We start from the raw sequence: 25,428 nt of genomic DNA on the forward strand, positions 1-25,428 counted from the left end.
TAGCAAAACTCCTCGGATTAGAAACAGAATTAGGACAAACTCAGGTACAGCTTGCCGGCAAAGAATCGCAATTTCAAGAAGCTTTAGCAAAAGTCTTAAAATTAGAAGCAGACTTAGGGGAAACTCAGGTACAGCTTGCCGGCAAAGAATCGCAATTTCAAGAAGCTTTAGCAAAACTCCTCGGATTAGAAACAGAATTAGGACAAACTCAGGTACAGCTTGCCGGCAAAGAATCGCAATTTCAAACAGCTTTAGCAAAAGTATTAGAATTAGAAGCAGACTTAGGGCAAACTCAGGTACAATTTGAAGAAACTGAATTTATATTGCAGCAAAAGTTAGCTGAGTTAATTCAGTTAGAAACAGCACAAAGTCAAAATCAGGAAAGATTAAAGGATACTCAGGAAAAATTAGAACACTCCCGCCTGGAAAATGAAAAGTTTCGGGCAGAACTTGCTATCATCAAGTCTTCACTAGGGTGGCAACTGAGAGAAAAGTTGTGGGAAGTTCAGCGCCAAATCCGCGACTTGTTCCCTAAATTTATTTTTTCCTTAGATCGACCAACTACTTGGCAAGTTTGTGATTCCAAGCTGCTAATTGTGGGCTGGGTTTTTAACCAAAAAAGAGAGACTACAGCAGTCCGCGCCCGAATTAAAGACCAGAGTTTTGCGGGCGTTTACGGCCTAGATAGAAGTGATATAGCGCTAGCACACTCTCATATTCCGGCTGCGAAGAACTCAGGTTTTACAATTGAATTGGAAGCGCCTGCGGGACGGCACGAAGTGCTACTGGAAGCGCAAGATGAGCGAGGTAAATGGCATTTGTTGGCAGCTTATCCGTTGTTAGTTTCAACGATTCAAGCATCGTTAGATGTACCGGTGGTGTGGGAACAGCGTCAGGGTCAAATTTTGTTTGCAGGTTGGTGCTGCCACCACGATCGCAAAATTGCTAAATTAAGCTTGTTGTGCGGCGATACTTCTGTAGAATGCGCCTACGGTTTGCGGCGAAAAGATGTCGGCGAAGTGTTTCCCGACTGGGTTAACAGTTCGGAAAGCGGTTTTGAGGCCCTTGTCGATTTGCCGCCAGGGGAATGGCACGTTTCTCTGCAAGCTGAGTTAGAAACCGGGGAAATTTTGTCTTTTCAAGCGCCGAAAAAATTGACAGTGCGGCGCTACCATATCTGGCAGCGAAGTGCAGATAAGTTTGAGGAGTTATCAAGGTTTACAGCCGCTATTCAGCAGCGGGCGAGGGAGAGAAAACAGCGTCTTGGGAGAATTGTGCCCTTGCCCTGGGAAATTGTGAAAGTGCTCCGCCAGTTGGGGAAGATTTATCGGCAGCAAAAACAGTTTACTGCGCCGGGGGAATTACTGCCACCTGCGGGTTTTGTGGTGCCTCAACCTATTGATAGATATGACGCTTGGCTGGAGGTGAATCAGTGGAACGAGCACGCCCGCGATTATTTGATTTCTCGGTTAAAATCCTGCCGGGAGCCCCTGCCAAAAATTTCGGTAGTAATGCCAGTTTACAACCCGCAGATAGATTTTCTCGAAAGTGCGATCGACAGCGTAATCAATCAAGTTTATCCAAACTGGGAACTCTGCATTGCCGACGATTGCAGCACCGATTTAACTGTTGCTGAATCTTTGAAAAGCTGGGGTCAAAAGGACGATCGTATCCGCATCACATTTCGTACAGAAAACGGCAACATCAGCGCAGCAACCAACAGCGCCGCCGCCCTCGCAACAGGCGACATCATCCTGTTTTTAGACAACGACGACGAACTAACTCCCGACGCATTAGGCGAAGTCGCCTTATATTTTGCCGCCCATCCAGCCACAGATTTTCTCTATTCCGACGACGACAAAATCGACACTAAAGGCCGCCGATTCGCCCCGCAATTCAAACCGGAATGGTCGCCGGAACTGCTGCTTTCCTATATGTATCTCGGTCATTTGTGCGCCGTCAGAAGACACATTTTTGAAGAAATAGGCGGTTTGCGAATCGGTTTTGAAGGCTCGCAAGATTACGATTTTGCCTTGAGAGCCACCGAAATTTCTCGCCACGTCGCCCACCTGCCGCTAGTGCTGTATCACTGGCGAACCGCACCCGGTTCTACAGCCATATCTGGAGCCGCGAAACCCGCCAGTTTTTCCGCAGGTCAAAAAGCCATTCAAGACGCACTAAACCGCCGCCAAATTAACGGCAATGTCGCTCAGCACGCATGGGCTATTAAAGAAAATTTGGGCATATTTGCCCAGGATTTCCCGGATAACGGCCCGTCAGTAACGGTAATTATTCCTACTAAAAATCAGCTCCAATTGCTGAAATCATGTCTGGATTCTCTAGAAACTACAACATACAAAAATTATCAAGTTGCCGTTATCGACAACGAAAGCGACGACCCGAAAACTCTGGAATATTTAAAGCAATTAAATTGCCAAGTTTTGCATATAAAAAATCCTGGGGGCAAGTTTAGTTTTGCAGCAATTAACAACCGCGCTGTCGAACAAGTTGACAGCGAATATGTGTTGTTTTTGAACAACGATACTGAAGTAATTAACCCCCGCTGGCTGAGTCAAATGGTGGGATACGCTCAAATTCCCGCTGTGGGTGCAGTCGGCGCGCGGCTGTTATATCCCGACGGCAGAATTCAGCACGCGGGCGTAATTCACGGGCTGCATCACGGTTTGGCGGGTCACGCTTTTAAGCTGATGGACAAGAATAATCGAGGCTATCTTTCTCAAGCGATGGTAACGCGAAATTACTCTGCGGTAACAGCCGCTTGCACGATTACTCCACGTCAATTGTTCTTAGAATTGGGCGGTTTTGATGAGGAGAATTTTGCTGTTGCTTACAATGATGTAGATTACGGATACCGATTGTTAGAACGGGGTTATCGGTGCGTATATTGTCCCGATGCGGAGTTGTTGCACAAAGAAGGAACTTCTAGGGGTTTTACCGACAATCCTCAAGAAGTGGCGGCTTTTAGGCGTAAGTATGCGGGCAAAAATGACAGTTTTTACAGTCCTCATTTGTCTTTAGAAGATGAGTATTTTCATATTCAACCTCGACGGGTTTTTATGAAGGAAGAAGGTTCGGCAACGGATTTTGTAACGGATGTAACGGATGTAACGGATGTAACGGATGTAACCGAGAAGGAAGAACGCAAATTTAGTGATTCTGGTTGGTTGGAAGCAGAAGCAGAGAATTTGATTCATCCTATCAAAGTTTTGATGTGCAGCAATTCGCTGGATTTTACTGGGGCGCCCCTGCATCAGTACGAAATCGCGGTGAAATTGGCGGCTGAGGGTGTGGTTAAGCCGATCGTACTTTGCACCACAGACGGGCCCCTGCGTCAAGCTTACGAACAGCAGGGAATTGAAGTAATTGTGCGCGACAATCCTCTCGAACACATCTATCAGCGCGATGCTTATGATGAAGCTATCCGCAGTTTTAGCACAGAAATTGCCAGTTTAAAAGTAGATGCAATTTATGCCAATACTTTAGAAAACTTTTTTGTAGTTGATGCGGCGCGACAACTCGGAATTCCTACAGTGTGGAACGTGCACGAAAGCGAACCTTGGCAAACTTATTTTAACAGGTTTGGTTCGGAGATTGCGGCGAGAGCTTTAGAGTGTTTTCGCTTTCCTTACAAAGTTATTTTTGTGGCGGATGCCACGCGGGACAGGTATTTGCCTCTCAACAGCCACCACAATTTTACGGTGATTCACAACGGCTTAGATTTAAGCAAATTGGAAAATTTGGATAATTCTGAATTAGCTAGAAAAACTTTAGGTGTTGCGGCGGAAGATGTGGTAATTTTGCTGCTGGGAACGGTATGCGAACGCAAAGGACAGCAGGATTTAGTTAAGGCACTTTCACTTTTACCTGATAAATGGCACAATAAAATTAGGTGTTTTATTGTGGGCGATCGCCCCAGTATTTACAGCAATAAATTAGCCGATTTAGTGGGGGAATTGCCAGCAGAGTTGCGGCAAAGGGTGACAGTAGTCCCGGAAACTGGGGAGACGGTAAAATATTACAAAGCGGCTGATATTTTTGTTTGCACTTCTCGCGTCGAAAGTTTTCCAAGAGTGATTTTGGAGGCGATGGCTTGCGATTTGCCAATTGTTACATCGCCAGTTTTTGGGATTAAAGAACAAGTGCGGCCTGGAATTAATGGTTTGTTTTATACGCCCGATCGCCCGGACGAATTAGTTGCAGCTTTGATTAGTTTATTGGAGGATAAATCTTTGCGACAGCAGTTAGCTGACAACGCTAAATATGTCTTGGATTCACTTAATACTTTTGAGGAAATGACTCAAGCTTATGCAGAGATTTTTTGCGAAGCATATTTCAGCCGTCATTAGTCATTTTACAGTGCCAGCGTCCCCCCCAGTGAAGGGCAGTAACTCACCTCGTAGACTTTTGGCAGGATTTAATATAATTTGCCAAGAATTGCGGAACATATTGAAAATTGAGCCATCAATACTATAAAATAATCAAAAATGAACGATGATAAAATGACCGATCGCCCAAGAGTAGATTATGAAAGGGCCTGGGACAGTTACGCCCAACAGTGGCAAAAAACTAATGCCGAACTTGCCTATATTGGCGACGAATGGATAGGTAAAGCTGCCGGTGCCGCCAACTCCTTAGCCGAATACGAAGCGCTGATAGAACAGCAATTTATTGCACCGTACATCAAAAAAGAACATACGGTTTTAGAAATTGGTATCGGCGGGGGAAAAACTGGTTCGCTGTTGCTGAAATACTGCGATCGACTAATTTGTGCCGACATTTCCAGTCAAATGCTGCAAGCAGCCCGATCGCGCTTGGGGTGCGATCGCGTTTCTTACGTCAAACTCGACGGTTTAACATTAGACGGCATCGCCCCAGGTTCAGCGGATGTCTGCTTTTGTTACGATACAATGGTACACGTAGAGCCGGTAGATATATTCAACTACCTGACTCGAATTCCCAAACTGCTGCGGGGCGATCGAATTTGCGTGTTTCACCACACAAATATTTTTAGCGAATTAGGGTGGCAAAAATTCGCCAGCGAGTGGGACAAAAACTTGCTAGGGCACCGAGACGGCACAGCATTTTCAGTGATGACTGATACAATTATGGAAAAATTTCTCCATCATTTAAACTATGAAATCATCCTGAAAAATACATCTTCAGTACCGCGAGATTGCGTCTGGATCTGCAAAGCGCCAACCCCTAATGAATAAAACCAAAGCTTTTTAGCCGCCTCAAAATATTTTATTCCAACTAACAACAGTCAACAGTCAATCGATTTTAGATTTTAGATTTTAGATTTTAGATTGTTATCAGTCAACAGTCAACAGTCAACAGTCAACAGTCAATCGATTTTAGATTTTAGATTGTTATCAGTCAACAGTCAACAGACAACAGACAACAGTCAACAGTCAACAGTCAACAGACAACTGACAATGAAAGCATTATTTCTCCATCCCAACTTCCCCGCCCAATACCGCCACATTATCACGGCTTTAGGCGCAGATCCCAAAAATCAAATTGTTTTCGGCACTAAAAACGAGCGCCCAGAGTGGAACATTCCCGGCGTTCGCAAAGCAGCATTTACCCCCAGCCGAGAACCCCACGCGCAGACTCACCAATACGTCCGCCCTTTAGAAAGTGCCGTCATCTACGGACAAGCCGTATTTAGAATGGCAGAACAACTCAAAGCAGACGGTTTCGTACCCGATATTATCTGCGGACATTCCGGTTGGGGGCCGACATTGTTTGTCAAAGAAGCTTTTCCAAATACGCCGCTTTTGTGCTATTTCGAGTGGTTTTATCATGCGATTGGTTCCGACGCAGATTTCGACCCAGCGGAACCTTTAACAGTTGACGATATGGCCAGAATTAGAATCAAAAATGCGCCGATTCTGATCGATTTATATTCTTGCGATTGGGGTTTGTCGCCCACTTATTGGCAGCGATCGCAATTTCCCCCAGAATTACAACAAAAATTATCCACACTCCACGACGGCGTAGATACCGATTACTTCAAACCAGACCCCGGTGCTAAACTGGTTTTGCCTAACTTAGACTTGTCTGGCGTTGATGAAATTGTCACCTACGTATCGCGGGGAATGGAACCTTACCGGGGTTTTCCCGAATTCATTGAGTCGATCGCCTATGTACAAGAACGTCGCCCCAACTGTCACGTCGTAATCGTTGGTTCAGAAAGAGTTTGTTACGGTCGTTCTTTACCCAACGGCGAGTCTTACAAAGACTATATGCTCAAAAAAGTACCGCTAGATTTATCGCGAGTTCACTTTGTCGGGCCCCTACCTTACGGACTGTATTTAAAAGTAATTCAAGCATCCGACGTACACGTTTATTTGACCAGACCTTTTGTGCTATCTTGGTCGATGATTGAATCTCTATCAACCGGATGTTTAGTAATCGGTTCCGACACAGGGCCAGTCAGAGAAGTTATCCGCGACGGAGAAAACGGTTTGCTAGTCGATTACTTCTCACCGAAACAAGTAGCCGATCGTATTGATGAAGTTTTAGACCATCCTACCCGCATGGCAGACATTCGCATCAAAGCCCGTCAAACCGCCCTAGAACGCTACAGTTTAGCTAAAATGCTGCCGCAACATTTACAACTGATCGAGCAAGTAGCAAATCGTTCCATGCCGCCTACAGTTGGTATGGAACCAGAACGGGAATTAGCAGCATCTTTTGCAGTGAGAATTTAGCAATAAAGGGTAGTCCTGCATAGTCAGGACTACGCCAATTTTAACAGGAAGAAATGGCTGTACTTGCTTGAAAGTAACCATTTTTGTTACTATTGTTAAAACCCAAATAAATTCCCATGAAATCAACTACTAGGGCGCTGAAAGAATGGAATGTAGCAGTTAATGCTTTGGAACAAGGTCAAACCATTGTGCTGTTGCGGAAGGGGGGAATTCGCGAGCAAGCAGGACAGTTCAATGTCACTGAAAAACAGGTTTTGCTGTATCCAACTTTTGAACACCAACAGCCGGATTTATTAAAGCCGGAGTTTGCACATCAAGTCCAGAAAGTTGAATCTGGTTGGCATCCTGAAGTTATTAGAATTGGCAGTTGGGCGGAGATTACTGATGTTTTTTTGGTAGCTTGGGAACCGGCAATTACTGCGCTATTTCCTTACCATATTTGGAATGAAAATTTTGTTAGCGATCGCCTGAAATGGAAACAAACTCAGCCAATTTATATTTTATTGCTGCGGGCTTATCGCCTTGCAGAAATCCGCGAAATTCCCTACATTCCTGAATACGGCGGTTGCCGTTCTTGGATCGATTTGGCCGATGCTATTTCCCTGGAGGGAAGCCAAGCTGTTTTGAGCGATCGCGAGTACATTGAACGGTCAAATGAAATCCGCAATCTGATAGCAAATCCTGCGAATGCTTCGGGTTCGCAGAGAGTGACAACGCTGACGGAAGGTAGCCAGGATTTTAGTCCTCATTAAGAGTTTTTAATGTACTTTTCGAGAGGCGCGCTTCTACCCAACCCAGCCCAAAATCCGCAGCTAAGGCCATTAAAGCGGCCGGAATTGCCCCAGCCAAAAGTAACTGATTGTTGACGGTAGCAACGCCCCGGAAAATAAACACCCCCAAGCCGCCGGCACCAATTGCAGCGGCGATTGTAGCGAGTCCGATCGCAATTACCGCAGCAACTCGCACCCCCGCCAGAATCACGCCCAGCGCCAGGGGAATTTCCACTTGCCATAACAGTTGCATATCAGTCATCCCCATGCCTCTTCCCGCTTCCGTAATCGCTGGATCGACGCCGACAATCCCAGTATAAGTATTGCGGATAATAGGCAGTAAAGAATACAGAGTGAGGGCGATAATTGCCGTGCGATCGCCTATTCCACCCACTACCGGCACCGGGATTAGCAAGCCAAACAAAGCTAAACTGGGAATTGTTTGCATAATATTAGCAAATCCCAAAATTGGCTTTTTCAATTTAGGTTTTCTCGTGGCTAAAATTCCCAGGGGCATCCCCACAATAATAGCGATAAAAATTGCAACAGTTACTAAATATAAGTGTTCACTGGCGCGCTGAATTATCTCAGCGCCATAGCGGTTGATAAAAATTATCATTAGGTAATTGGTTCTTGCTGATTGCTGTCAACCTTATAAATCATTTTCTATTTCAGGACTTGGTTCACCAGGATAGAAGCGAGAGTCCAAAATTTCCTCTAAGCTGTAAAGGCAATTTTGAGGAAATGTTTTGAGAGGCAAATCGGTTTCTCCTACTGCCAAATCTCTACCGTTTTGATAAGCTTCTTGGAAAGCTTCTTGCAAGTAAGGTTTCAGACTTGGGTTATCTTGTATCAGTCTCTGAGTGTCCCGCCGCTGCACTCGAATTGTAGACAACCAGCTACGACTCCGCTGCTGGGGCTGATATTGCCACTTCAGCAAATGTCCCAGCAAAATGCTCAAACGATTTCTAAGTTCTTGACGTTCCTGTTTGCCCAAAGATTCAATCTCCTCAATTAAATTTGGCAAGTCAAGTTGACTCCACTGACACTTGCGAAGTAACTTGGCTTGTTCTTGCGTCCAAGCATAGAAGTCTGTCTCGTAAAGACTGTGCATCGTTTGATTATCAGCTTAGTTACTAAAACTATATTATCAAATTTTTGCTAAATTATTCAAATTTAGCTACTTGCAAACATTCAAGAAATGCCCCCGCTTCTGGATGCTGAGATTTGAGAAAATCATCAGGTGTTGCCAATTCAATCAACCGTCCATCTTGCATCAAACCAATTCTAGAAGCTAACAAAAAAGCTTCTTGAATGCCGTGAGTCACAAAAATCACAGTTTTGCCAAGTTGCTGCTGTAATTGACCGAATTCCCGCTGTAATTCCAGACGAGTAATCGGGTCTAAAGCACCAAACGGTTCGTCCATTAACAATATCGGAGGGTCAGCCGCCAGTGCTCTGGCGACGCCTACCCGCTGCCGCTGTCCGCCGGATAACTGATGCGGATAGCGTTTGGCGAAGTGCTGGGGGTCGAGGTTGACTAATTCTAACAGTTGGCGGACGCGAGATTGAATACGATCGCCCTCCCAACCTTCTAATCTTGGCACTAAACCGACGTTTTGCTCGACGGTAAAATGGGGAAACAAACCAATTTCTTGAATGACATAACCAATTTTTCGGCGCAGTTGAATTGGGTTCCATTGAGTTGTCGGTTTTCCCATGACAAGAACTTCGCCGCTGCTTGGCGTTAGTAAATTGTTAATCAATTTCATGGTAGTAGTTTTGCCACTCCCGCTGCGTCCCAGCAATACTAAAACTTCTCCTTGCAGCACTTTGAAATTGAGTTTGTCTACTAAATGCCTGCGGTTGAGGCGATATGTCACGTCGAGGCATTCGACAGCAACTTCATTATTGAGAGGCATGATTAGTTCCGGTGATTTTGGTTTTAATAAATCGTCAATTGGCTAGCGTCGCGGGACAATCCAAAATCTAAAATCTAAAATCTAAAATCTAAAATTGTCTTGGTTTTGCCATTCTAGCAGTAAGGCTCGACATTGGAGGCAAGTTAATTTTTTGAGCAAGTCGCGAATTCCGTCTGGGGTGACAGGATATTCAGCACCGATAAATTCGGGGTTTACTGTTGCTGTCGGGTGCAATTCTGCAACAAAACCGTAGAGTTTTTGATTGGAGAATGAGCTGTTTATCGCCCAGCCGATATTGTTAATCGGTTCGAGGCGGGCGATCGCACTTTCTGCCACGCCTAGTTCTTTCTTGATTATAGCTGGAACGGCTGCTGCTGGCGTGGCTTCGGCTGGTACGCGACCGCCGGGAAAATCGAGGGTTGCTTCTGCCACGCCGGGGCGATACATCGGTGGGGGAAACAGCAATTTGTCAGCTTGAATTGTCAAGATTACAACTGAATCTGCTCTTTCTACTCGCCAATATTCTACTGTTTTTCCTTCGGTTGTTTCGAGATGTTCGGCGATTAGTTTTACCCAATGAGAGTTGATCTCTACAAAGCGATCTAGAGTTTTCCACTGGGATTTTGCAGTTTGGTTCATGTGGGAATTTTTGGAATAAATCAGATGTTGTTTGCTATGGTAGGCGATCGTTGCCGAGCGCAACAATAGCCGATCGACCTTTTCAGCTTTGAACCCGTTTTTTCCTCTCGATTGTAAATTTTTGCTACAACCCTACACATTCGCCTAGATAATTCGGTAACATAGACTACATAATCAAAGTTTATCTGCGCCGTCGCTCTGGGTTGTTGCAACCCCGACCTGGTTCAGAGTCTTAGCCCAAAAGGAGTTGTGATGAAACTGCAAACAGATATTCGTACTTGGCAATCCCAACCAACGCCCGGAAGCTTCGCCAATGTCCGCGACTGGGAAAGATTTGGCTGCGCCGTACCTGCACCAAAATTGACTCCTTCTATGTGGGTTAAATTGTTCAACCCGCCAACCGCATTCAGCTTTGACGAAGCGTGGCTGTTGTGTGAATCTTCGGAAGAACAGTGGCTAGCTTGGATTCCTGATTATGGCGAAATTTTACTGAGTACACATGAATTTTGCGCTCCTAAATCGTGAATTACGCAGACAAACTTTGATAAACCAGGTGTTAAAATCCATATCCCTCCGGTTCAACGGGATTTTTGGGAAACAAGCTGGTTTCTGCGTAATAATGTCGTTTGCAGTGAGGAATGCAAGTCCTTAAACTTTGATAAGGACTTGCATTCCTCACTACAAACCTCTTATTATGATGTCGTTTCAGCCGATATCATACAGCACTTTCCAGGTAAGTGAAGTACAGAGAAACCGGGTTTCTTGAATAAAACCGGTTTCTGGCGAGAAATCCAGAAGAAACCCGGTTTCTGGGGTGTACTTTATAAACCGGGAATCCGCTGTATAAGTCCTAATAGATATTAATAGAAATTTCGCCAACAAAAAGAGCAATAGGTTTTCTATTGCTCTTTTTGTTCAAAAACACTCTCTAGTTTTTATCTTTAGATAGCGGAAGTTATATCAACTGGCTTCGATTGACCCCAATATCGCTGCGGTGACGGGTTTACTGTATCGATGCTTGCATGGGAGATATTGGTGAACCCGCCCTTACAGCAATTACGGTCAATTTAGCCCCTGTGATATTGCTGGCTTATTTGCAAACTGCACGGTTATTTGCGTTTCTGACAATCGTGCCTACTCTACCATTAATCTGAATCGGGTTCTTGGTGCTGGCTCGAATCAAGAGTGGTTGTTTTGCCAGACATTCTCTGATTGATGCTGCCCAGGCGGTGAGAGCTCCGGTGTATTCTGTACGACCCGCTGGGGCGCGAAACTGATCGGTAATTAGGAAATCCGAGGTGATGCTAGTGTCAGTACCAACATTGGTAATAATTGGAAAATCAAAGGCTCTGGGCAAGGTTCTGTCCTGGATTCTGCCCGGTACTAACTGGTATTTCTTCGATCCACCCTTGTAGTCAATACCTGCTTGAGGGCTGGTGGGAGGGCTTGTTTGAGCTAAGGCGGGAACAGGCAAGCTTGCTACCAAAACGGTGCAGACACTCCAAAATAATTTCGATTTCATTCGATTCATCTCCTCAACTTTATGACGATTAGCACTAATTTAGGTATGCTCAAAATACACTAGCTTTTATTGAGAAAGCGCCTGATGATATTGAGCTTTTGAGTTTGAGTTCAACTTACCTAATTTATTACCAAACATTCTCAAAAATGTTAAAACTGGTTGGCCTGACCAACTGTAGAAAAGTTTCAGTTGAGTTAGATATTTACACATCTGAAGTTGTTACAGCATTGGGGAGTCGGTTTTACCAGAATGATTCATTTTTGAGCGATGTCATTGGAACTTTATCAAATTTTGTCTCAGATATCAAGTTTTGCCGATCGCGTATCCTGTTTTAACACTGGTTTGTGGCTCGATCGAGGTTTGAGTGTGGCGCGCTATACCAGGGCGAGAAAGATGCTACAGTGCATCGATGGGCGTTTGAGTATTTTCAGGCGACAATAGACAGAGAAGGGGCTTGAAAATAGGTGATTTTAGTGGAAGATAGTAAATTTATCGACGTATCGGGCATTATGGGTGTTCCCGCGGCTCCGGCGGGTTACAAATCCGGCTTTGTGGGTATTGTCGGACGCCCGAATGTCGGAAAATCAACGCTGATGAATCAGTTGGTGGGACAGAAAATTGCGATTACTTCGCCGGTGTCTCAGACGACGCGTAACAGGCTGCGAGGCATCCTAACGACACCGGAAGCACAAATTATTTTTGTAGATACTCCCGGAATTCACAAGCCACATCACGAATTGGGCAAGGTTTTGGTGCAGAATGCCCGCACAGCGATTCAGTCGGTGGATGTCGTGCTATTTGTGGTGGATGGTTCGGTGGAATCGGGAGGGGGCGATCGATATATTATCGAAATTCTCAGCAATTGCAAAGTTCCGGTGATTTTGGGGATGAATAAGTTGGACGAACAACCGGAGGATTCCGTGTTGATCGATCGAACTTACGAGCAAATTGTCAATCCTGAGTGGCCTGTAGTGAAATTTTCCGCTCTCACGGGCGAGGGTGTCGAGTCGCTGCAACAATTGTTAATCGAACATTTGGAGGTTGGGCCTTATTATTATCCGCCCGATTTGGTGACTGACCAGCCGGAACGCTTTATTATGGGCGAATTGATTCGGGAACAGATTTTGCTGCTGACGCGGGAAGAAGTGCCGCATTCGGTAGCAATTGCGATCGACATTGTTCAAGAAGAAGCAAAAATTACGCGCATTCTGGCGACAATTCACGTGGAACGGGATTCCCAAAAAGGCATTTTAATCGGTAAAAGCGGCAGTATGCTCAAGTCGATCGGCAGTGCGGCGCGAGAACAGATTCAAAAGTTAATTGAAGGCAAAGTATATTTGGAGTTATTTGTCAAGGTGCAGCCGAAGTGGCGGCAGTCCCGCACCCGTTTGGCGGAATTGGGCTATCGCGTGGAAGAGTGAAACTTTGGCAGTTGGCAGTTGGATTTCTTCGGTTCTTTAGACCTCTTGCAAAAAATCCTTTTCATCTATTGATGGGACGGGCAAGATGCCCATCCCACAAGAAAAAATAAATTTTGTGGGATGGGCATCTTGCCCGTCCTAATTATTTTTGCAAGAGGTCTTTTGAATCAAGAATCGAGCACGACTTTCGCTCTGAGAGAGTTTCATCGGGTGCGGAGAGTCGGTACAAACCCCCGCTTAACAACTAGAACGCCATTCCAACAACCGTAAAGTAAACTGAGAGCAGCCCCATTCGCCCCAGTTGACCTATGCCGCGTTGGTTCAATACTGCTGGCCCATGCCAAGAAGACATTCATTACGCATTGTCGCCCACGGTACGCTTACCCAGCTTAGAAAGGTTAATCGCTCAACGCAACTATTTCGTCATCCATGCACCCCGGCAAGTGGGGAAAACCACCGCTATGCTGGCGTTAGCCAAACAACTCACCGAAAGCGGACAATACACCGCCGTGATGCTGTCGGTAGAAGTCGGCGCACCCTTCAGTCAAGACATCGCGGGTGCAGAGGATGCCATTCTCGGTGCTTGGCGACGGGCGATTTCGATTCGACTTCCCCCAGAATTGCAGCCGCCTGCTTGGCCCTCGTCGGAACCGGGACAGCAAATCGGCCATGTACTCAGCCTGTGGGCACAATCTTCTCCTCGTCCTTTGGTGATTTTCATCGATGAAATTGACGCACTACAAGACCAAGCGTTGATTTCTATGCTGCGACAACTGCGCGATGGTTATCCCAATCGCCCGAAAGCGTTTCCGCAATCGGTGGGTTTAATTGGTTTGCGGGATGTTCGCGATTACAAAGTGGCTGCGGGGGGAAGCGATCGACTCCATACATCGAGTCCGTTTAATATTAAAGTGCGATCGATTACTCTCAGAGATTTTAATGCCTCAGAAGTCGCGGAACTCTACGCGCAACATACCCAAGATACCGGACAAGTTTTTACACCTGAAGCCGTAGCCTTAGCTTTTGAACTGACTCAGGGACAACCTTGGTTAGTGAATGCTTTAGCTAAGGAAATTGTAGAAGAATTAGTAACGGATGAATCTATAGAAATTACACCAGAACATATTTTATCAGCTAAAGAAATTTTAATAAAACGGCAAGATACGCATTTGGATAGCTTGGCAGAACGACTCAGAGAAAACCGAGTCAAAGCCATTATCGAGCCGATGTTGGCGGGTTTGGAACTGGGCAATATCCCCAATGATGATATTCAGTTTTTAATCGATTTGGGTTTGTGTAAGATGGATGTTCAGGGTGGATTGACGATCGCTAACCCAATTTATCGCGAAGTTTTGCCCCGCGTACTCACCGTAACGCCAATGGCTTCTCTGCCGCAAATTGCACCGAGTTGGTTGACTCATGAAGGCAAATTAGACACGCAAGCGTTACTCAAAACTTTTCTGGAATTTTGGCTACAGCATGGCGAACCGTTACTCAAAAGTGCATCTTATCCCGAAATTGCCCCGCATTTAGTGTTGATGGCATTTCTGCATCGGGTAATTAATGGTGGGGGAACGTTGGAACGGGAATATGCGATCGGACGCGACAGAATGGATTTATGTTTGCGTTATGGTGAGGTAACATTGGGAATTGAACTGAAGGTTTGGCGAACTCGGAAAGTCGATCCGTTGAGTAAAGGGTTGGAACAGTTAGATGGATATTTGGCTCGATTGGGACAAGATGAAGGGTGGTTGGTGATATTCGATCGACGCGAGAATGCGCTGGAATTAGAAGAACGACTGAATACTGAAATTCATCTGACACCAATGGGGCGAACCGTTACAGTTATTCGTGCGTGAAGAAGTTCTGATGAATGTCTGTTCGGGTTGTCCATTCTGAGTCTCGAAGAAGTTTTATGCACCACCAAGGAGGAGCGTATGTCGTTAAAAGGTATAGCCAAGGAAACATTGCAGATTCTAGAAAAAGGCGAGTTCATTTCAAGGCACGATCGTGTTATTAATTTCGCTACCGAGCAGAAGCTGGCAGAGAAAAATACTAAATTGTATCGACCAGAAGAAGTTGAAAATTTATTGCAAAATACGCAATGTGATGCGAAACAGAGCCTTTTGGTGGAAGTTACCGATGAGACCTCTCAAGCAGCCGCCTACCGTTTGGTAAAAGGTGAAGGTTGCCACGATCTCGCGCTCCTAAACTATGCCTCCGCTCGAAATCCTGGCGGCGGATTTATTAATGGTGCAAAAGCACAAGAAGAAGATTTGGCTCGCTGTTCCGGGTTATATCCCTGTCAATTGACACAGCCCGAGTATTATCAAGCAAACCGATCGCAAGATTCTCTTCTTTACACCGATTATCTGATTTATTCTCCAAAAGTTCCTTGGTTTAGAATCCGCAGTCGTGAATTGCTCGATGATTATTTTTTAGCATCTGTTATTACTGCGCCCGCACCAAATGCAGGTCAAGTATTGCGTCGCGATCCCAATGCAATTCCCGATATTGAAAAAGCATTACGGCGACGTGCTGGATATGTACTTGCGGTGGCGCAAGATAATGGACATCGATCGTTGTTACTCGGTGCATGGGGCTGTGGTGTGTTTTGCAACGATGCCAGTATGGTAGCAGATGCTTTTGGTCAGTGGCTTGAGAGTCCGCGATTTCATGGATGTTTCGATCGTGTAGTTTTTGGTATATACGATTCGGCTAAGAGTAAGGATACATTGAAGGCGTTTAAAAATAGATTTTTGAAATAGTACCGAATGGGGAGGTATTCTGATGAGCCAAGTGAATTTTGAGGCTATGAGCGATGCCGAATAGAGACGGTACTTTCTGGAAAATCGCGCCCGATCGAGCTGCTTGTCAGGCATATTTAGACAGGTTCAGTCAGCGTCCGAAATCAATCATTGGAAGCCCGATGGATCCCGATTTTGACGCAAAGATTCAGGCAGCAATTCGGCAGAAATTAGAAGCATCGCGTAGTAGCCAGCCAGCTAACAACACAGTGGAGCGGAATAGAGTCTTTTCGCTTCGTTTCGGTGTTACTTGCCGCCGCAGCGTTTTGCCGTTATCTCGTAAACACTGCCTGACCTTGGAGATGATTCGGAATCTCGATCGAGAGATTGACCTACAGAAAATTGGTAGAATAAATAGATACGCTAGATGTCGATCGCTGCCGATGGGCGATCGCTTATAATCGGATGAAAGCGCGATCGATAAAACTCACCCCAAAAGCACCTATGAAAAGCACGATCGAAATCGATAGCTCCCTCATCACCAATGCGCTCCAAGTCACCGGACTGACTGCACAACAAGAAGTCATCGAATTGGCCCTGAACCTGCTGATCCAAATGAAAAACCAAGAGAACCTACGTGCGCTACGGGGTAAACTCGCCTGGGACGGCGACCTCGATCGCATGAGAACGGATACGGAACAATAGTAAGCCCATGATTATTGTTGATTCCAGCGTCTGGATTGACTACTTTAACGGACAATCCACCCCACAAACCGATCTCCTTGACCAACTCCTCACCACCCAACCGATCGCGATCGGCAACCTTATCCTCACCGAAGTCCTCCAAGGGTTTCACCAAGACTCCGACTACAACAGGGCCAAGCATCTCCTCACCAATCTCACCGTCTTCAATTTCCTCGAAGCCGACCTCGCCATCAAAAGTGCTGACAATTTTCGCACCCTCAGAAAGCAAGGCATCACAGTTCGCAAAACGATTGATGTCATTATCGCCACCTTCTGCATCGAAAACAATCACGAACTCTTATTTGCCGATCGGGACTTTCTTCCATTCGTCGATCGTCTTGGACTGAAATCTGCTCTCTAAACTGGTCTGCTAAAAATCCCATATCAAACTATGAACTACCGAAACCACATCACGATCGAAGCAAACAAACGCGGTGGTAAGCCTTGTGTACGCGGCTTGCGAATTACAGTTTATGAAGTGCTTGAGTACCTGGCTTCCGAGATGACCGAAGCAGAAATTCTCGACGATTTTCCCGATTTGACGCGAGAAGATTTAAAAGCCTGCATTGCTTATGCTGCTGACCGTGAGCGTCGGTTTATGACCGCGACCTTATCGGCATGAAATTACTTTTTGATGAAAACTTGTCGCCCAAGTTGCCGAATCGTTTGAGCGATATTTTCCCAAATTCGCTTCACGTTCGAGATGTGGGAATGAAAGCAACGATCGACCCAATAGTTTGGGATTATGCAAAAGACAATAATTTGATGATTGTCTCGAAAGACGCGGATATGCACGACCTGAGCTTAGTATTTGGGAACCCACCGAAAGTTATTTGGCTTTGCCTTGGAAACTGTTCGACATTGCAAATTGAAAATTTGCTGCGTCGGAATTTTAACGCGATCGAATTATTTTATGAAGACGAGAATTTATCGCTGCTTGCTTTATCATAATACACCGAATCGAATTAGCGTTAGGGTAGGTAGTTTTTCCATGATTATTCCACCAATCTTTTAAAGCCTCACACGCGAATTCACTGGCATCTTTACTGTTTCATAATGTTATATATCCTATGTTTTGTTGAAAATCATAAATCCCATGTGGAATCACTTTTCAGTGACCTAAACTCCAAAAGTCATGATCTAAAAGCGATCGCCCAACTCTACATTCTGACTCAACGCTTGTAGCCGATCGCGATCCAATAACTCAATCTGAGAACCATTGATCGTAATTAATCCTTTATCGTGGAGATGCGAGAATGCCCTAGAAAGGGTAGCAGAAATCGTCCCTAAAATAGCAGCTAGTTGAGTTTTAGTAACATCTAGATTAATAACTTGATCTCCATTAGCGCGACCGCTCAAATCTAATAAATAAGCCGCTAATCTTTGTGGCACTTCTTTAAACGACAGATCTTCCACCATCTGTGCCAATTTACGCGAACGGGTTGCCAAACTTGTCAGCATATTGATGGCGAGCGCAGGATATTGATGAAGTAAATCCAGAAAAGCTAACCGAGGGAAGAAGATTAATTCTGTGGATTCCAATGCGATCGCCGAAGCTGGAAAAGCTTTGCCATCAAAGGTGGCAACTTCGGCAAAGTAATCGCCTCTTTTTAATAAATGTAAAATGTGTTCTTTCCCATTGGATGCAGTCTTAAATACCTTGACACGACCAGCTTGGACAATGAAAAACCCAGTTGCATCACTGCCCTGATGGAAAATTGTCTCATCTTTTCCAAAGGTTTGCAGTTGAGCGATCTGAGCTAAAGGAATCAGTTGCTCTGCCGATAATCCTTGAAAAATTAGAATGTTTTGTAACCAGTTGCTCAAATCGACTCTATTTAACATCGTTTAGGGTAGTGAGGATGGTTGGAACAAAGCGCCGAGCTAGACAAGATAAACGTACTTGAGCATTTTTTAAGGTTGTTTTTGACTTAAGTCAAAGCATTATTAGGTTCTATTCTCCTATGCTATGTCGATAGGTACTTTAAAACCGAATTTATGGCTTTATGGCAAACCCAACCTTTGACAAAGTGGTGACAGCCCGCGCTCGTCCCCGTCAAATTAGCCTACCCGCTTGGCTGGTGCTAATTTGCATCGTCACTTTTTCAGTGCTGATCTTTGCAGGATCGGCGATTTACAAAAATGCACCACCGATTCCCGCTACTGTGGTGTCGCCGCAACAGGAAATCATTCTAACTCAAGCGAATATTGAAGCTGGGCAAGTAGCCTATCTGGGTCGCGGTGGACAACATATTGGGAGTATTTGGGGGCACGGCAGTTATTTAGCACCCGACTGGACTGCCGATGTTTTACACCGTTGGGGCTTAGCAACGGCAGGAATTTTGCATAATGGCAATCCTGATTTTAGTGAAGCAGATTTACAGGCACTATCAGAAGTCGATCGCGCTACTCTCCAAGCGCAGGTACAGCAAGAATTTAAAACTAATCGCTATGCGTCAGAGACAGGCGCTTTAACCCTCACGGCTGCTCAAACTAAGGGACTAAGCAAGGTTTTTGATAGCTATAAAACTTTGCTATCCCAAGGCTCCAAGATTCATTCCATTCCTAGCGGTTGGTTTACTGACGACACGCAAATCCGCAATGTCACCGCTTTCTTTAGTTGGACGGCTTGGGCAGCATCTGCCGATCGCCCGAATGCACCATTTTCCTATACCGCCAACTTTCCCCACGATGACTTGATTGGCAATCAGGCTCCGGCTCAATTCTTGATCTGGTCAATTGTGTCGGTGATTGTGCTGATTGCGGCGATCGGTATATTTCTGTTTGTTTACATCACCCAAGAAGATAGCGAAGAAGTAATCGCTGTCGCCCATCGCCCCCTGATTCGGATTGCCACACCGAGCCAAAAAGTCACTACCCTCTTCTTTGGGGTTGCTATGACTTTGTTTTTGGTGCAAATGTTGATGGGAATGGTCACAGCCCATTACGCTGTAGAAGGCGACGGCTTCTATGGTGTGCCACTTCAGCAATATTTACCCTATGCCGCCTCGCGGACTTGGCATTTACAGCTAGCAGTATTTTGGATTGCCACCTGTTGGCTCGCCGCAGGGCTATATTTCGCGCCAAGGTTTGGTAAACATGAGCCGAAGTTGCAAGCTTGGGGCAATGGCGGTTTGTTAGTGGCTTTGACTGTCGTTGTTGTTGGTTCCTTAATCGGATCTTGGGCTAGTGTCCAAGGCATTATCGGCGGTGACAATAGTTTCTGGTTTGGACATCAGGGCTATGAATATGTAGAACTTGGTCGCCTCTGGCAATTATTGCTGATTGGTGGCATGGTGTTTTGGCTCTGGCTGATGTACCGCGCCCTCAAGCCTGCACTCAAGGCGGAAGGCGATAAAACGGGACTGAATCACTTCTTTCTCTACAGTGCGATTACGATTCCCCTGTTCTATGCGTCAGGGTTGATGTACAACAATCACACCCATTTGAGCATTGCTGAATATTGGCGTTGGTGGGTTGTGCATCTTTGGGTAGAAGGTTTCTTTGAGGTATTTGCGACGGTAGCGATCGCCTATCTATGTAGCGAATTGGGCTTCCTAAAGCGCTCCTCCGCCCTGAGAGCCACCTACATGACGACAATTCTCTATCTCGGTAGTGGCGTAATCGGCACGTTACACCATCTCTACTTTGCAGGAACACCTGTATTCATTACGTCGATGGGTTCCGTTGCTTCAGCCTTAGAAGTCGTTCCCTTGACCTTAATTGGCTTTGAAGTGGTGAAGTCGATGAAGCTATCCCAAGAAGCGCAAGGATTTTATCGAGTACCACTAAAATTCTTTATTGCCACTGCTTTTTGGAACTTAATTGGCGCAGGTGTCTTTGGTTTCTTAATCAATCCACCGATCGTTCTCTATTATTCCCAAGGACTAAACACAACCCCAATTCACGCTCACTCTGCACTCTTCGGTGTGTATGGCTCCCTGGCGATCGCCCTGATGCTCTTTGCCTTGCGTGAAATCACTCCTGATCGCGCATGGGATGAGAAAAACTTCAATTTATCCTTCTGGTGGATCAATGTTGGTCTAGGCATGATGATGGTTTTAGGACTGATTCCTAATGGTTTTTATCAATTGGTGCAATCCGTTAATCATGGCACTTGGTACGCTCGCAGTGCTGAAGTCATTGGTTCGGCATGGATGCAGTGGACAGTTTGGCTACGCATCCCTGGGGATATCGTCTTCTCGGTTGGTGCATTGATCCTCGTCTTTTGCGTGATTAAAGCGATCGTGGCTATTTTCCAACAGCCTACTCAAGCCCAACCCCTCGAAACCATTGCGGCTGAGATTCCGGTCGTCAGTCATTAGTTGCTCAATTGTTCAAATTATCTTTCGTATTTATTGAGGATTCAGTCAATGATTCGTCTCTTAGTTGGTATTCTCGTTTTTGTGATCAATGTCGTCTATGCCGATCGCCCTTATCCTCGGTTTTATGTGCTAGAAACCGTGGCTCGTGTTCCTTATTTCTCTTATCTATCGGTACTTCACCTCTATGAAACCTTGGGCTGGTGGCGGAAGGCTGATTGGTTAAAAATCCACTTTTCGGAGTCGTGGAATGAACTACATCATCTGTTGATTATGGAATCACTGGGAGGATCGAGCTTTTGGGTCGATCGCCTTCTAGCACGAGCCACTGCACTCATTTACTACTGGATTATCATTTTGGTCTACATGGTGTCGTCCAAATCTGCCTACAACTTCATGGAACTTGTAGAGGGACACGCCTATGCCAGCTACGACAAGTTCCTCAATGCCGAAGCTGAAGCTCTCAAGCAACAGCCCGCACCAGATGTCGCTCTCCAATACTATCGAGATGGCGATTTGTATATGTTTGACGAGTTTCAAACAAGCAGTGCTAATGTATTCCGTCGTCCGAAAATCGACAATCTCTATGATGTGTTTGTGGCCATTCGGGATGATGAAATGGAACACGTGAAAACAATGGTGGCTTGTCAGCAGCCGACTGCACAATTCTCGTTAGTCAGTCCCCATGCGATGCAGGCAGCTTCTACGCTAAAGGTTGAGTTAACTGCAAAGACCGATGCTGTGGAACTCAGTCCGTCGAAATAGGTGATTTGAACCCGTCGTTCTCTGGTATGAAAACGTTGGTATCGCCCCGTGTCTAGGGGCGATCGCGGCTTTTCAGATGGATGCTATTTCGGTGGTCTATCGACAACAGAAATCCCTGTGGGAGGAGATTTTCAAATGCCATTGAGCCAACTCAAGTCCAAAATCATTGATTTAGCAGAACGATTATAATCGGATGAAAGCGCGATCGATAAGACTCACCCCAAAAGCACCTATGAAAAGCACGATCGAAATCGATAACTCCCTCATCACCAATGCGCTCCAAGTCACCGGACTGACTGCACAACAAGAAGTCATCGAATTGGCTCTGAACCTGCTGATCCAAATGAAAAACCAAGAGAACCTCCGGGCGCTAAGGGGTAAACTCGCCTGGGACGGCGACCTCGATCGCATGAGAACGAATACGGAACAATAGTAAGCCCAGGATTATTGTTGATTCCAGCGTCTGGATTGACTACTTTAATGGACAATCCACCCCACAAACCGATCGCCTTGACCTTTATTATCAGACTACAAAAAATGTTTGTGTAAATCGTTAAAATAGTACCAAAAACAACCAAGGAGAAACCCATGTTAACCCTAGAAATGGCAATCCAAAAAATCCAACATTTTTCCCCCGAACAACGCAATAAAGTTATTGAGTTTATCGAATTTCTAGAATTTCAAGCCAGCCAAACTAAAACGATAGAACCAAAAAAAGATGACTCCAATCAAGAACAATCCTTTTTTGAGCTAGCCGGAATCTGGGAAGAAAAAAATATCACCCTAGACGACATTCGCAAAGACGCATGGGGTAAAGAAAACCAATGATTTTGTGTGACACCAATATTCTCATCGAATTCTATAAAAACAATACCGCCATCATTCAAGAACTACGGCAAATCGGCAGCCAGAACTTAACCATTAGCATTATCACCAGAGCCGAACTGTACTATGGCGCACTCAACAAAAACGAACTAAACCGCATTCAAAAACACCTCGACTTGCTTCAAAATATTCCCATAAATCGACCCATTTCAGAGCAATTCATCGAACTCATGGCGCAATATTCCCTAAGCCATAAACTCACAATTCCCGATGCCATGATTGCCACCACCGCCCTAACCCATAACATTAGCCTTTATACCCTAAACCTCAAAGATTTTCGCTTTATCCAAGGCTTAAAAATATATGAATCTTCCCTGTCCCCATGACCCAAACGGTTGAACACTGAAATTCAGACTAGCCCGATGCGTCGGTTAATTACAGTGATTCGAGCGTGATGAAGTTATAATGAGTGTCTCGATTTTGGCGATCGCCGAGGGTGTGCGATCGACTCTCATCTAAAATCTAATATAGATAGCTTTTTTCAATGCGACGGCTTAAGTTATTGAGTCGAATCGTGCGGCGAACTCGATCCAGGAAAGGAGATTCCAATGGGAAGTAAGAACGGGTTGACATACATTATCAAGCTGCGGTATTATTCGATTCTATCCAGTATTGTACCCCAACGGATATAAAATTATAAGTTAGCTGTCTCCGCATCGAATCTTTGCACTCGTCGTTCAAGGTTGTCTGTCAGCCCGAAAGCGCCCCGAAGATGGTCTGTTGAGGCAGTAGCGAAGGGCGATCGCCCTAGTGATAATGCCCAAGAGGTTAAGATTGTTGGGATTTTAAGGTTATGTTGAGGGTGCGATTGCTGAGGGTATACTGAGAATAAATTTATTGGAGGCTAACGTCTATGCCTTTGCCTATTATCCCGATAGTTATAGCTCTTGCAGTAGGCGGAGTCGGTGGAGCTGTTGCCTCCAACTGGGAAAACATCACATATGCACTCAAAGGTAAAAAGATCGCCGTTCTGGGTGCAAGGGCAGTTGGTAAAACTACTCTCCTAACATATATGGAAAAAGGTATTTTGATGGAGAGGTATAAGCAAACTCTCGATAAGAAAGAAATAGAAAGAACACGCATCCAACTTGGTGATCTAGATATTCGCCTTAAAAAAACCGATGACGTTTCAGGTGGTAAGGCTGCATATGGCGTATGGAAAAAGCTCTTTGACGAAGCTGACTTGGTTTTGTATGTTGTTAGGACGGATAAGCTACTAAAGCATGATGCAAGCGCAGAGGAACGTGCCGAAGATGATATGAGGCAGATTCAGGGTTGGATTAACGAATGTAACTCAAAAAAACAATTTTTTATTGTTGGAAATCATTGGGACGAAGATCCTGAATTTAAAAATCTTACCCCCGATCAGATAGGTAATTATGTGGATCGCTTCAGGGCACTTCCAGTTGTGAAAAGAATGACTCAGCTTGCTGGAGGAGCAGCTACAGTAAAAGTTGCACTTGGGAGTTTAGCAACTGAAAAAGATTCAGACACTCTGATTGAAGCTATTTTTCGACAGGTTGAGAAATGACAGATTTATACTTCTGGGCGCAGAGCCTTGACAATCAAGCTCCTGATAAATTTTTTAAAAATGGAGTAGAGTTATCTGATCCTGAGTCACGGCAAAAGCTTGTCTTAGAAATTTATGGAATTCCTAAAAGGAATGTTAAGGTTTTGCCTGCTGATGCAGGGGTTACTATGCGTTATAGGTATCCAAAGTTCGTAATAGAAGCTATTCCAACTGAACAGGATACAATTAAGCGCCTTGCTCCTATCGTTATTTATGGAGTGCTATCGGATAATTTTTCAAAAGATGGAGTTGAGGATTTTGTGTATAATCGCATCGCGAGTGATGTCTCAGAAAAATTGAATAGAACTGTAAATCGCCGCGCATTAGAAGCTATTCAGAAGGGGTTATTTGAAATCTTAAATAACAAAAAACCTTTTCAGGTTAGTCCAAAAATTTTGTTATTGCTTTTTGAAGCTTTTAGGGAACAAATGTCTAAGATAAAGCAAGCTTTCAAGATTAGAGGCTAAGTTCTTTTTCAAAAACTCTATTACAGAAATTGAGCAACAAATATGGTACTTGATAAAGTTTTACCTAAAAAGCGCAAAGTTATTCTAGTCATCTCACCGCATGAATTAGAGCGACTAGAATACACACCGGAAGGAAGCAAGCTTCTTCTGAGTGAGCAAGTCTATCTTTTGGTTCCTTCATATGTGACTACTAGCGGTTTAGAAAATAAATTAGATAGTAGTGGGCTTCTAGAGCCAGGAACTTTACTAATTCAAAATCCTTATGACACATCTGATTACGTCATTCTTGATAAAGCATCTTCAACTTTTGCACTAACTAAATATCTTCATTTCACTACTTTGTGTGGATTACTTGGTGCGCGAGAGGTCACGGTAGAACAAATCGAAGTTCAGACTTCAGCGGGTAAGCAAATATTTAAGGGTTCCGTAGACAGTCCATATGCTGATGGAAGCATTGATGCCGTGAACAAAACCTTTGAGGAAATACGTAATAAGATTAAGTTGCAAAGTAAATTTGGTGGTGGCGAACCAAATTTAGAAGAAGCCGAAGCTCATCTACGCCAGTATCAGCTATTAAATGATATTTCTATGAAGTCCTTGATAGACCAACGTAGAGGCAAAAATCCAATCCAGAGCAGAGAACTTACTTTGAGTCTTAGTGAAGAGTCTAAAAGAAACCTTCAAGTGGTGGCTGACATAAAAATTCCCGTGTACGCTAATCTGCAAGCACAGGTTGAAAAGATCACAAGGGAGATGTATGAGTTCACTTTGATGATCAGAGTAGAGTTTTAGTAGATATAAACTCACGCAGTAGCTCTGCCAGCTAACAAGTCGCTGCACCGGAACGTATAAAGTTATCTGTGGACGTTTAAGGTTATCTGCGTCCGTTGAACTCAATCGTTATCTCGCAAACGCTG

28 protein-coding genes and 1 pseudogene are annotated in these 25,428 nt (G+C 44.8%); 22 read left to right on the forward strand and 7 right to left on the reverse strand.

Annotation, left to right across the window (positions count from 1 at the left end):
* The 4 genes from QUB39_RS11090 to QUB39_RS11105 all read left to right on the forward strand — a co-directional run.
* A partial coding sequence (locus QUB39_RS11090; protein WP_333485063.1) for a glycosyltransferase occupies nucleotides 1–4,367 on the forward strand: 4,367 nt, incomplete at its 5' end.
* Nucleotides 4,368–4,505: 138 nt separating this feature from the next.
* Nucleotides 4,506–5,234 (forward strand): class I SAM-dependent methyltransferase, encoded by a 729-nt coding sequence (locus QUB39_RS11095; RefSeq protein ID WP_333233893.1) that lies wholly within the window; start codon nucleotides 4,506–4,508, stop codon nucleotides 5,232–5,234.
* 222 nt (nucleotides 5,235–5,456) lie between these two features.
* Entirely contained in the window at nucleotides 5,457–6,737 is a 1,281-nt protein-coding gene (locus tag QUB39_RS11100) for a glycosyltransferase family 4 protein (protein WP_333053633.1), read from the forward strand.
* Nucleotides 6,738–6,853: 116 nt separating this feature from the next.
* Complete coding sequence (locus QUB39_RS11105; protein WP_333260571.1) at nucleotides 6,854–7,489, forward strand: DUF1802 family protein; 636 nt, start codon at nucleotides 6,854–6,856, stop codon at nucleotides 7,487–7,489.
* Here QUB39_RS11105 and QUB39_RS11110 read toward each other — a convergent pair.
* From QUB39_RS11110 to QUB39_RS11125, 4 genes are all read right to left on the reverse strand, one after another.
* Nucleotides 7,476–8,126: an ABC transporter permease gene (locus tag QUB39_RS11110; protein ID WP_333208960.1), complete on the reverse strand. Its 651-nt coding sequence runs from the start codon at nucleotides 8,124–8,126 to the stop codon at nucleotides 7,476–7,478. The genes QUB39_RS11105 and QUB39_RS11110 overlap by 14 nt on opposite strands.
* Nucleotides 8,127–8,159: 33 nt before the next feature.
* Nucleotides 8,160–8,621 (reverse strand): DUF29 domain-containing protein, encoded by a 462-nt coding sequence (locus QUB39_RS11115; protein ID WP_333053528.1) that lies wholly within the window; start codon nucleotides 8,619–8,621, stop codon nucleotides 8,160–8,162.
* A 52-nt stretch (nucleotides 8,622–8,673) separates the two neighbouring features.
* Entirely contained in the window at nucleotides 8,674–9,429 is a 756-nt protein-coding gene (locus QUB39_RS11120) for an ATP-binding cassette domain-containing protein (protein WP_333208958.1), read from the reverse strand.
* 81 nt (nucleotides 9,430–9,510) lie between these two features.
* Nucleotides 9,511–10,068, reverse strand: coding sequence for an NUDIX hydrolase (locus QUB39_RS11125; RefSeq protein ID WP_333208956.1), 558 nt, complete (start codon nucleotides 10,066–10,068; stop codon nucleotides 9,511–9,513).
* Nucleotides 10,069–10,320: 252 nt separating this feature from the next.
* On the opposite strand from QUB39_RS11125, the gene QUB39_RS11130 reads away from it, so the two are divergent.
* Complete coding sequence (locus tag QUB39_RS11130) at nucleotides 10,321–10,593, forward strand: hypothetical protein (protein ID WP_333053531.1); 273 nt, start codon at nucleotides 10,321–10,323, stop codon at nucleotides 10,591–10,593.
* Nucleotides 10,594–11,158: 565 nt separating this feature from the next.
* Here QUB39_RS11130 and QUB39_RS11135 read toward each other — a convergent pair.
* Entirely contained in the window at nucleotides 11,159–11,590 is a 432-nt protein-coding gene (locus QUB39_RS11135; RefSeq protein ID WP_333208954.1) for a hypothetical protein, read from the reverse strand.
* A gap of 267 nt (nucleotides 11,591–11,857) precedes the next feature.
* On the opposite strand from QUB39_RS11135, the gene QUB39_RS11140 reads away from it, so the two are divergent.
* The 9 genes from QUB39_RS11140 (at nucleotide 11,858) to QUB39_RS11180 (ending at nucleotide 17,453) form a co-directional block, all read left to right on the forward strand.
* The gene (locus QUB39_RS11140) at nucleotides 11,858–12,031 is read left to right on the forward strand and encodes a hypothetical protein (RefSeq protein ID WP_333053533.1); all 174 of its coding nucleotides are present in this window, start codon (nucleotides 11,858–11,860) and stop codon (nucleotides 12,029–12,031) included.
* Between the two features lie 68 nt (nucleotides 12,032–12,099).
* On the forward strand, nucleotides 12,100–13,011 hold the full coding sequence (era, locus tag QUB39_RS11145) for a GTPase Era (protein WP_333053634.1): 912 nt from the start codon (nucleotides 12,100–12,102) through the stop codon (nucleotides 13,009–13,011).
* A gap of 308 nt (nucleotides 13,012–13,319) precedes the next feature.
* Entirely contained in the window at nucleotides 13,320–14,870 is a 1,551-nt protein-coding gene (locus QUB39_RS11150) for an ATP-binding protein (RefSeq protein ID WP_333485064.1), read from the forward strand.
* Nucleotides 14,871–14,948: 78 nt separating this feature from the next.
* On the forward strand, nucleotides 14,949–15,779 hold the full coding sequence (locus tag QUB39_RS11155; protein ID WP_333053535.1) for a TIGR02452 family protein: 831 nt from the start codon (nucleotides 14,949–14,951) through the stop codon (nucleotides 15,777–15,779).
* 53 nt (nucleotides 15,780–15,832) lie between these two features.
* Entirely contained in the window at nucleotides 15,833–16,219 is a 387-nt protein-coding gene (locus QUB39_RS11160; RefSeq protein WP_333232573.1) for a DUF6887 family protein, read from the forward strand.
* 43 nt (nucleotides 16,220–16,262) lie between these two features.
* A complete protein-coding gene (locus QUB39_RS11165) occupies nucleotides 16,263–16,463 on the forward strand; it encodes a type II toxin-antitoxin system VapB family antitoxin (RefSeq protein ID WP_333208949.1) in 201 nt (66 codons plus the stop codon).
* Between the two features lie 7 nt (nucleotides 16,464–16,470).
* Nucleotides 16,471–16,863 carry a type II toxin-antitoxin system VapC family toxin gene (vapC, locus tag QUB39_RS11170; RefSeq protein ID WP_333053538.1) on the forward strand — a complete coding sequence of 131 codons (393 nt, stop codon included), beginning with the start codon at nucleotides 16,471–16,473 and terminating at the stop codon, nucleotides 16,861–16,863.
* Nucleotides 16,864–16,893: 30 nt separating this feature from the next.
* On the forward strand, nucleotides 16,894–17,124 hold the full coding sequence (locus tag QUB39_RS11175) for a DUF433 domain-containing protein (RefSeq protein WP_006634608.1): 231 nt from the start codon (nucleotides 16,894–16,896) through the stop codon (nucleotides 17,122–17,124).
* The gene (locus QUB39_RS11180) at nucleotides 17,121–17,453 is read left to right on the forward strand and encodes a DUF5615 family PIN-like protein (RefSeq protein WP_333485065.1); all 333 of its coding nucleotides are present in this window, start codon (nucleotides 17,121–17,123) and stop codon (nucleotides 17,451–17,453) included. Before QUB39_RS11175 ends, QUB39_RS11180 begins: the two co-directional genes overlap by 4 nt.
* Here the strand turns inward: QUB39_RS11180 and QUB39_RS11185 are convergent.
* Nucleotides 17,395–17,538: pseudogene (locus QUB39_RS11185) on the reverse strand (ISAzo13 family transposase); the annotation flags it as partial. The gene QUB39_RS11180 and the pseudogene QUB39_RS11185 overlap by 59 nt on opposite strands.
* A gap of 104 nt (nucleotides 17,539–17,642) precedes the next feature.
* Nucleotides 17,643–18,347 carry a Crp/Fnr family transcriptional regulator gene (locus QUB39_RS11190; protein ID WP_333291646.1) on the reverse strand — a complete coding sequence of 235 codons (705 nt, stop codon included), beginning with the start codon at nucleotides 18,345–18,347 and terminating at the stop codon, nucleotides 17,643–17,645.
* Between the two features lie 161 nt (nucleotides 18,348–18,508).
* Between QUB39_RS11190 and QUB39_RS11195 the strand changes: the two genes are divergently transcribed.
* The 8 genes from QUB39_RS11195 (at nucleotide 18,509) to QUB39_RS11230 (ending at nucleotide 25,303) form a co-directional block, all read left to right on the forward strand.
* Nucleotides 18,509–20,827, forward strand: a complete 2,319-nt coding sequence (locus tag QUB39_RS11195) for a nitric-oxide reductase large subunit (RefSeq protein ID WP_333208943.1) — start codon at nucleotides 18,509–18,511, stop codon at nucleotides 20,825–20,827.
* A gap of 48 nt (nucleotides 20,828–20,875) precedes the next feature.
* The gene (locus QUB39_RS11200; protein ID WP_333208942.1) at nucleotides 20,876–21,589 is read left to right on the forward strand and encodes an alternative oxidase; all 714 of its coding nucleotides are present in this window, start codon (nucleotides 20,876–20,878) and stop codon (nucleotides 21,587–21,589) included.
* A 232-nt stretch (nucleotides 21,590–21,821) separates the two neighbouring features.
* Nucleotides 21,822–22,022, forward strand: coding sequence for a type II toxin-antitoxin system VapB family antitoxin (locus tag QUB39_RS11205; protein ID WP_333053545.1), 201 nt, complete (start codon nucleotides 21,822–21,824; stop codon nucleotides 22,020–22,022).
* 155 nt (nucleotides 22,023–22,177) lie between these two features.
* Nucleotides 22,178–22,417: a DUF2281 domain-containing protein gene (locus QUB39_RS11210; protein WP_190738517.1), complete on the forward strand. Its 240-nt coding sequence runs from the start codon at nucleotides 22,178–22,180 to the stop codon at nucleotides 22,415–22,417.
* Entirely contained in the window at nucleotides 22,414–22,800 is a 387-nt protein-coding gene (locus tag QUB39_RS11215) for a type II toxin-antitoxin system VapC family toxin (RefSeq protein WP_333053546.1), read from the forward strand. Before QUB39_RS11210 ends, QUB39_RS11215 begins: the two co-directional genes overlap by 4 nt.
* A 527-nt stretch (nucleotides 22,801–23,327) precedes the next feature.
* A complete protein-coding gene (locus QUB39_RS11220) occupies nucleotides 23,328–24,005 on the forward strand; it encodes a GTPase domain-containing protein (protein WP_333053547.1) in 678 nt (225 codons plus the stop codon).
* Complete coding sequence (locus tag QUB39_RS11225; protein ID WP_333208939.1) at nucleotides 24,002–24,511, forward strand: hypothetical protein; 510 nt, start codon at nucleotides 24,002–24,004, stop codon at nucleotides 24,509–24,511. Before QUB39_RS11220 ends, QUB39_RS11225 begins: the two co-directional genes overlap by 4 nt.
* Before the next feature lie 42 nt (nucleotides 24,512–24,553).
* On the forward strand, nucleotides 24,554–25,303 hold the full coding sequence (locus QUB39_RS11230; RefSeq protein ID WP_333053550.1) for a hypothetical protein: 750 nt from the start codon (nucleotides 24,554–24,556) through the stop codon (nucleotides 25,301–25,303).
* The last annotated feature ends 125 nt before the right edge of the window (nucleotides 25,304–25,428 follow it).

Source organism: Microcoleus sp. AT8-B5 (genome assembly GCF_036705565.1).
Taxonomy (GTDB): Bacteria; Cyanobacteriota; Cyanobacteriia; order Cyanobacteriales; family Microcoleaceae; genus Microcoleus.

Coding starts and splice junctions, on each gene's coding strand:
- QUB39_RS11100 (WP_333053633.1), top strand. CDS start 5,457: ATGAAAGCATTATTTCTCCATCCCAACTTCCCCGCCCAATACCGCCAC.
- QUB39_RS11215 (WP_333053546.1), top strand. CDS start 22,414: ATGATTTTGTGTGACACCAATATTCTCATCGAATTCTATAAAAACAAT.
- QUB39_RS11200 (WP_333208942.1), top strand. CDS start 20,876: ATGATTCGTCTCTTAGTTGGTATTCTCGTTTTTGTGATCAATGTCGTC.
- QUB39_RS11130 (WP_333053531.1), top strand. CDS start 10,321: ATGAAACTGCAAACAGATATTCGTACTTGGCAATCCCAACCAACGCCC.
- QUB39_RS11155 (WP_333053535.1), top strand. CDS start 14,949: ATGTCGTTAAAAGGTATAGCCAAGGAAACATTGCAGATTCTAGAAAAA.
- QUB39_RS11210 (WP_190738517.1), top strand. CDS start 22,178: ATGTTAACCCTAGAAATGGCAATCCAAAAAATCCAACATTTTTCCCCC.
- QUB39_RS11135 (WP_333208954.1), bottom strand. CDS start 11,590: ATGAAATCGAAATTATTTTGGAGTGTCTGCACCGTTTTGGTAGCAAGC.
- QUB39_RS11120 (WP_333208958.1), bottom strand. CDS start 9,429: ATGCCTCTCAATAATGAAGTTGCTGTCGAATGCCTCGACGTGACATAT.
- QUB39_RS11225 (WP_333208939.1), top strand. CDS start 24,002: ATGACAGATTTATACTTCTGGGCGCAGAGCCTTGACAATCAAGCTCCT.
- QUB39_RS11205 (WP_333053545.1), top strand. CDS start 21,822: ATGAAAAGCACGATCGAAATCGATAACTCCCTCATCACCAATGCGCTC.
- era (WP_333053634.1), top strand. CDS start 12,100: ATGGGTGTTCCCGCGGCTCCGGCGGGTTACAAATCCGGCTTTGTGGGT.
- QUB39_RS11180 (WP_333485065.1), top strand. CDS start 17,121: ATGAAATTACTTTTTGATGAAAACTTGTCGCCCAAGTTGCCGAATCGT.
- vapC (WP_333053538.1), top strand. CDS start 16,471: ATGATTATTGTTGATTCCAGCGTCTGGATTGACTACTTTAACGGACAA.
- QUB39_RS11095 (WP_333233893.1), top strand. CDS start 4,506: ATGAACGATGATAAAATGACCGATCGCCCAAGAGTAGATTATGAAAGG.
- QUB39_RS11165 (WP_333208949.1), top strand. CDS start 16,263: ATGAAAAGCACGATCGAAATCGATAGCTCCCTCATCACCAATGCGCTC.
- QUB39_RS11160 (WP_333232573.1), top strand. CDS start 15,833: ATGCCGAATAGAGACGGTACTTTCTGGAAAATCGCGCCCGATCGAGCT.
- QUB39_RS11125 (WP_333208956.1), bottom strand. CDS start 10,068: ATGAACCAAACTGCAAAATCCCAGTGGAAAACTCTAGATCGCTTTGTA.
- QUB39_RS11105 (WP_333260571.1), top strand. CDS start 6,854: ATGAAATCAACTACTAGGGCGCTGAAAGAATGGAATGTAGCAGTTAAT.
- QUB39_RS11115 (WP_333053528.1), bottom strand. CDS start 8,621: ATGCACAGTCTTTACGAGACAGACTTCTATGCTTGGACGCAAGAACAA.
- QUB39_RS11175 (WP_006634608.1), top strand. CDS start 16,894: ATGAACTACCGAAACCACATCACGATCGAAGCAAACAAACGCGGTGGT.
- QUB39_RS11140 (WP_333053533.1), top strand. CDS start 11,858: ATGTCATTGGAACTTTATCAAATTTTGTCTCAGATATCAAGTTTTGCC.
- QUB39_RS11190 (WP_333291646.1), bottom strand. CDS start 18,347: ATGTTAAATAGAGTCGATTTGAGCAACTGGTTACAAAACATTCTAATT.
- QUB39_RS11110 (WP_333208960.1), bottom strand. CDS start 8,126: ATGATAATTTTTATCAACCGCTATGGCGCTGAGATAATTCAGCGCGCC.
- QUB39_RS11220 (WP_333053547.1), top strand. CDS start 23,328: ATGCCTTTGCCTATTATCCCGATAGTTATAGCTCTTGCAGTAGGCGGA.
- QUB39_RS11195 (WP_333208943.1), top strand. CDS start 18,509: ATGGCAAACCCAACCTTTGACAAAGTGGTGACAGCCCGCGCTCGTCCC.
- QUB39_RS11150 (WP_333485064.1), top strand. CDS start 13,320: ATGCCGCGTTGGTTCAATACTGCTGGCCCATGCCAAGAAGACATTCAT.
- QUB39_RS11230 (WP_333053550.1), top strand. CDS start 24,554: ATGGTACTTGATAAAGTTTTACCTAAAAAGCGCAAAGTTATTCTAGTC.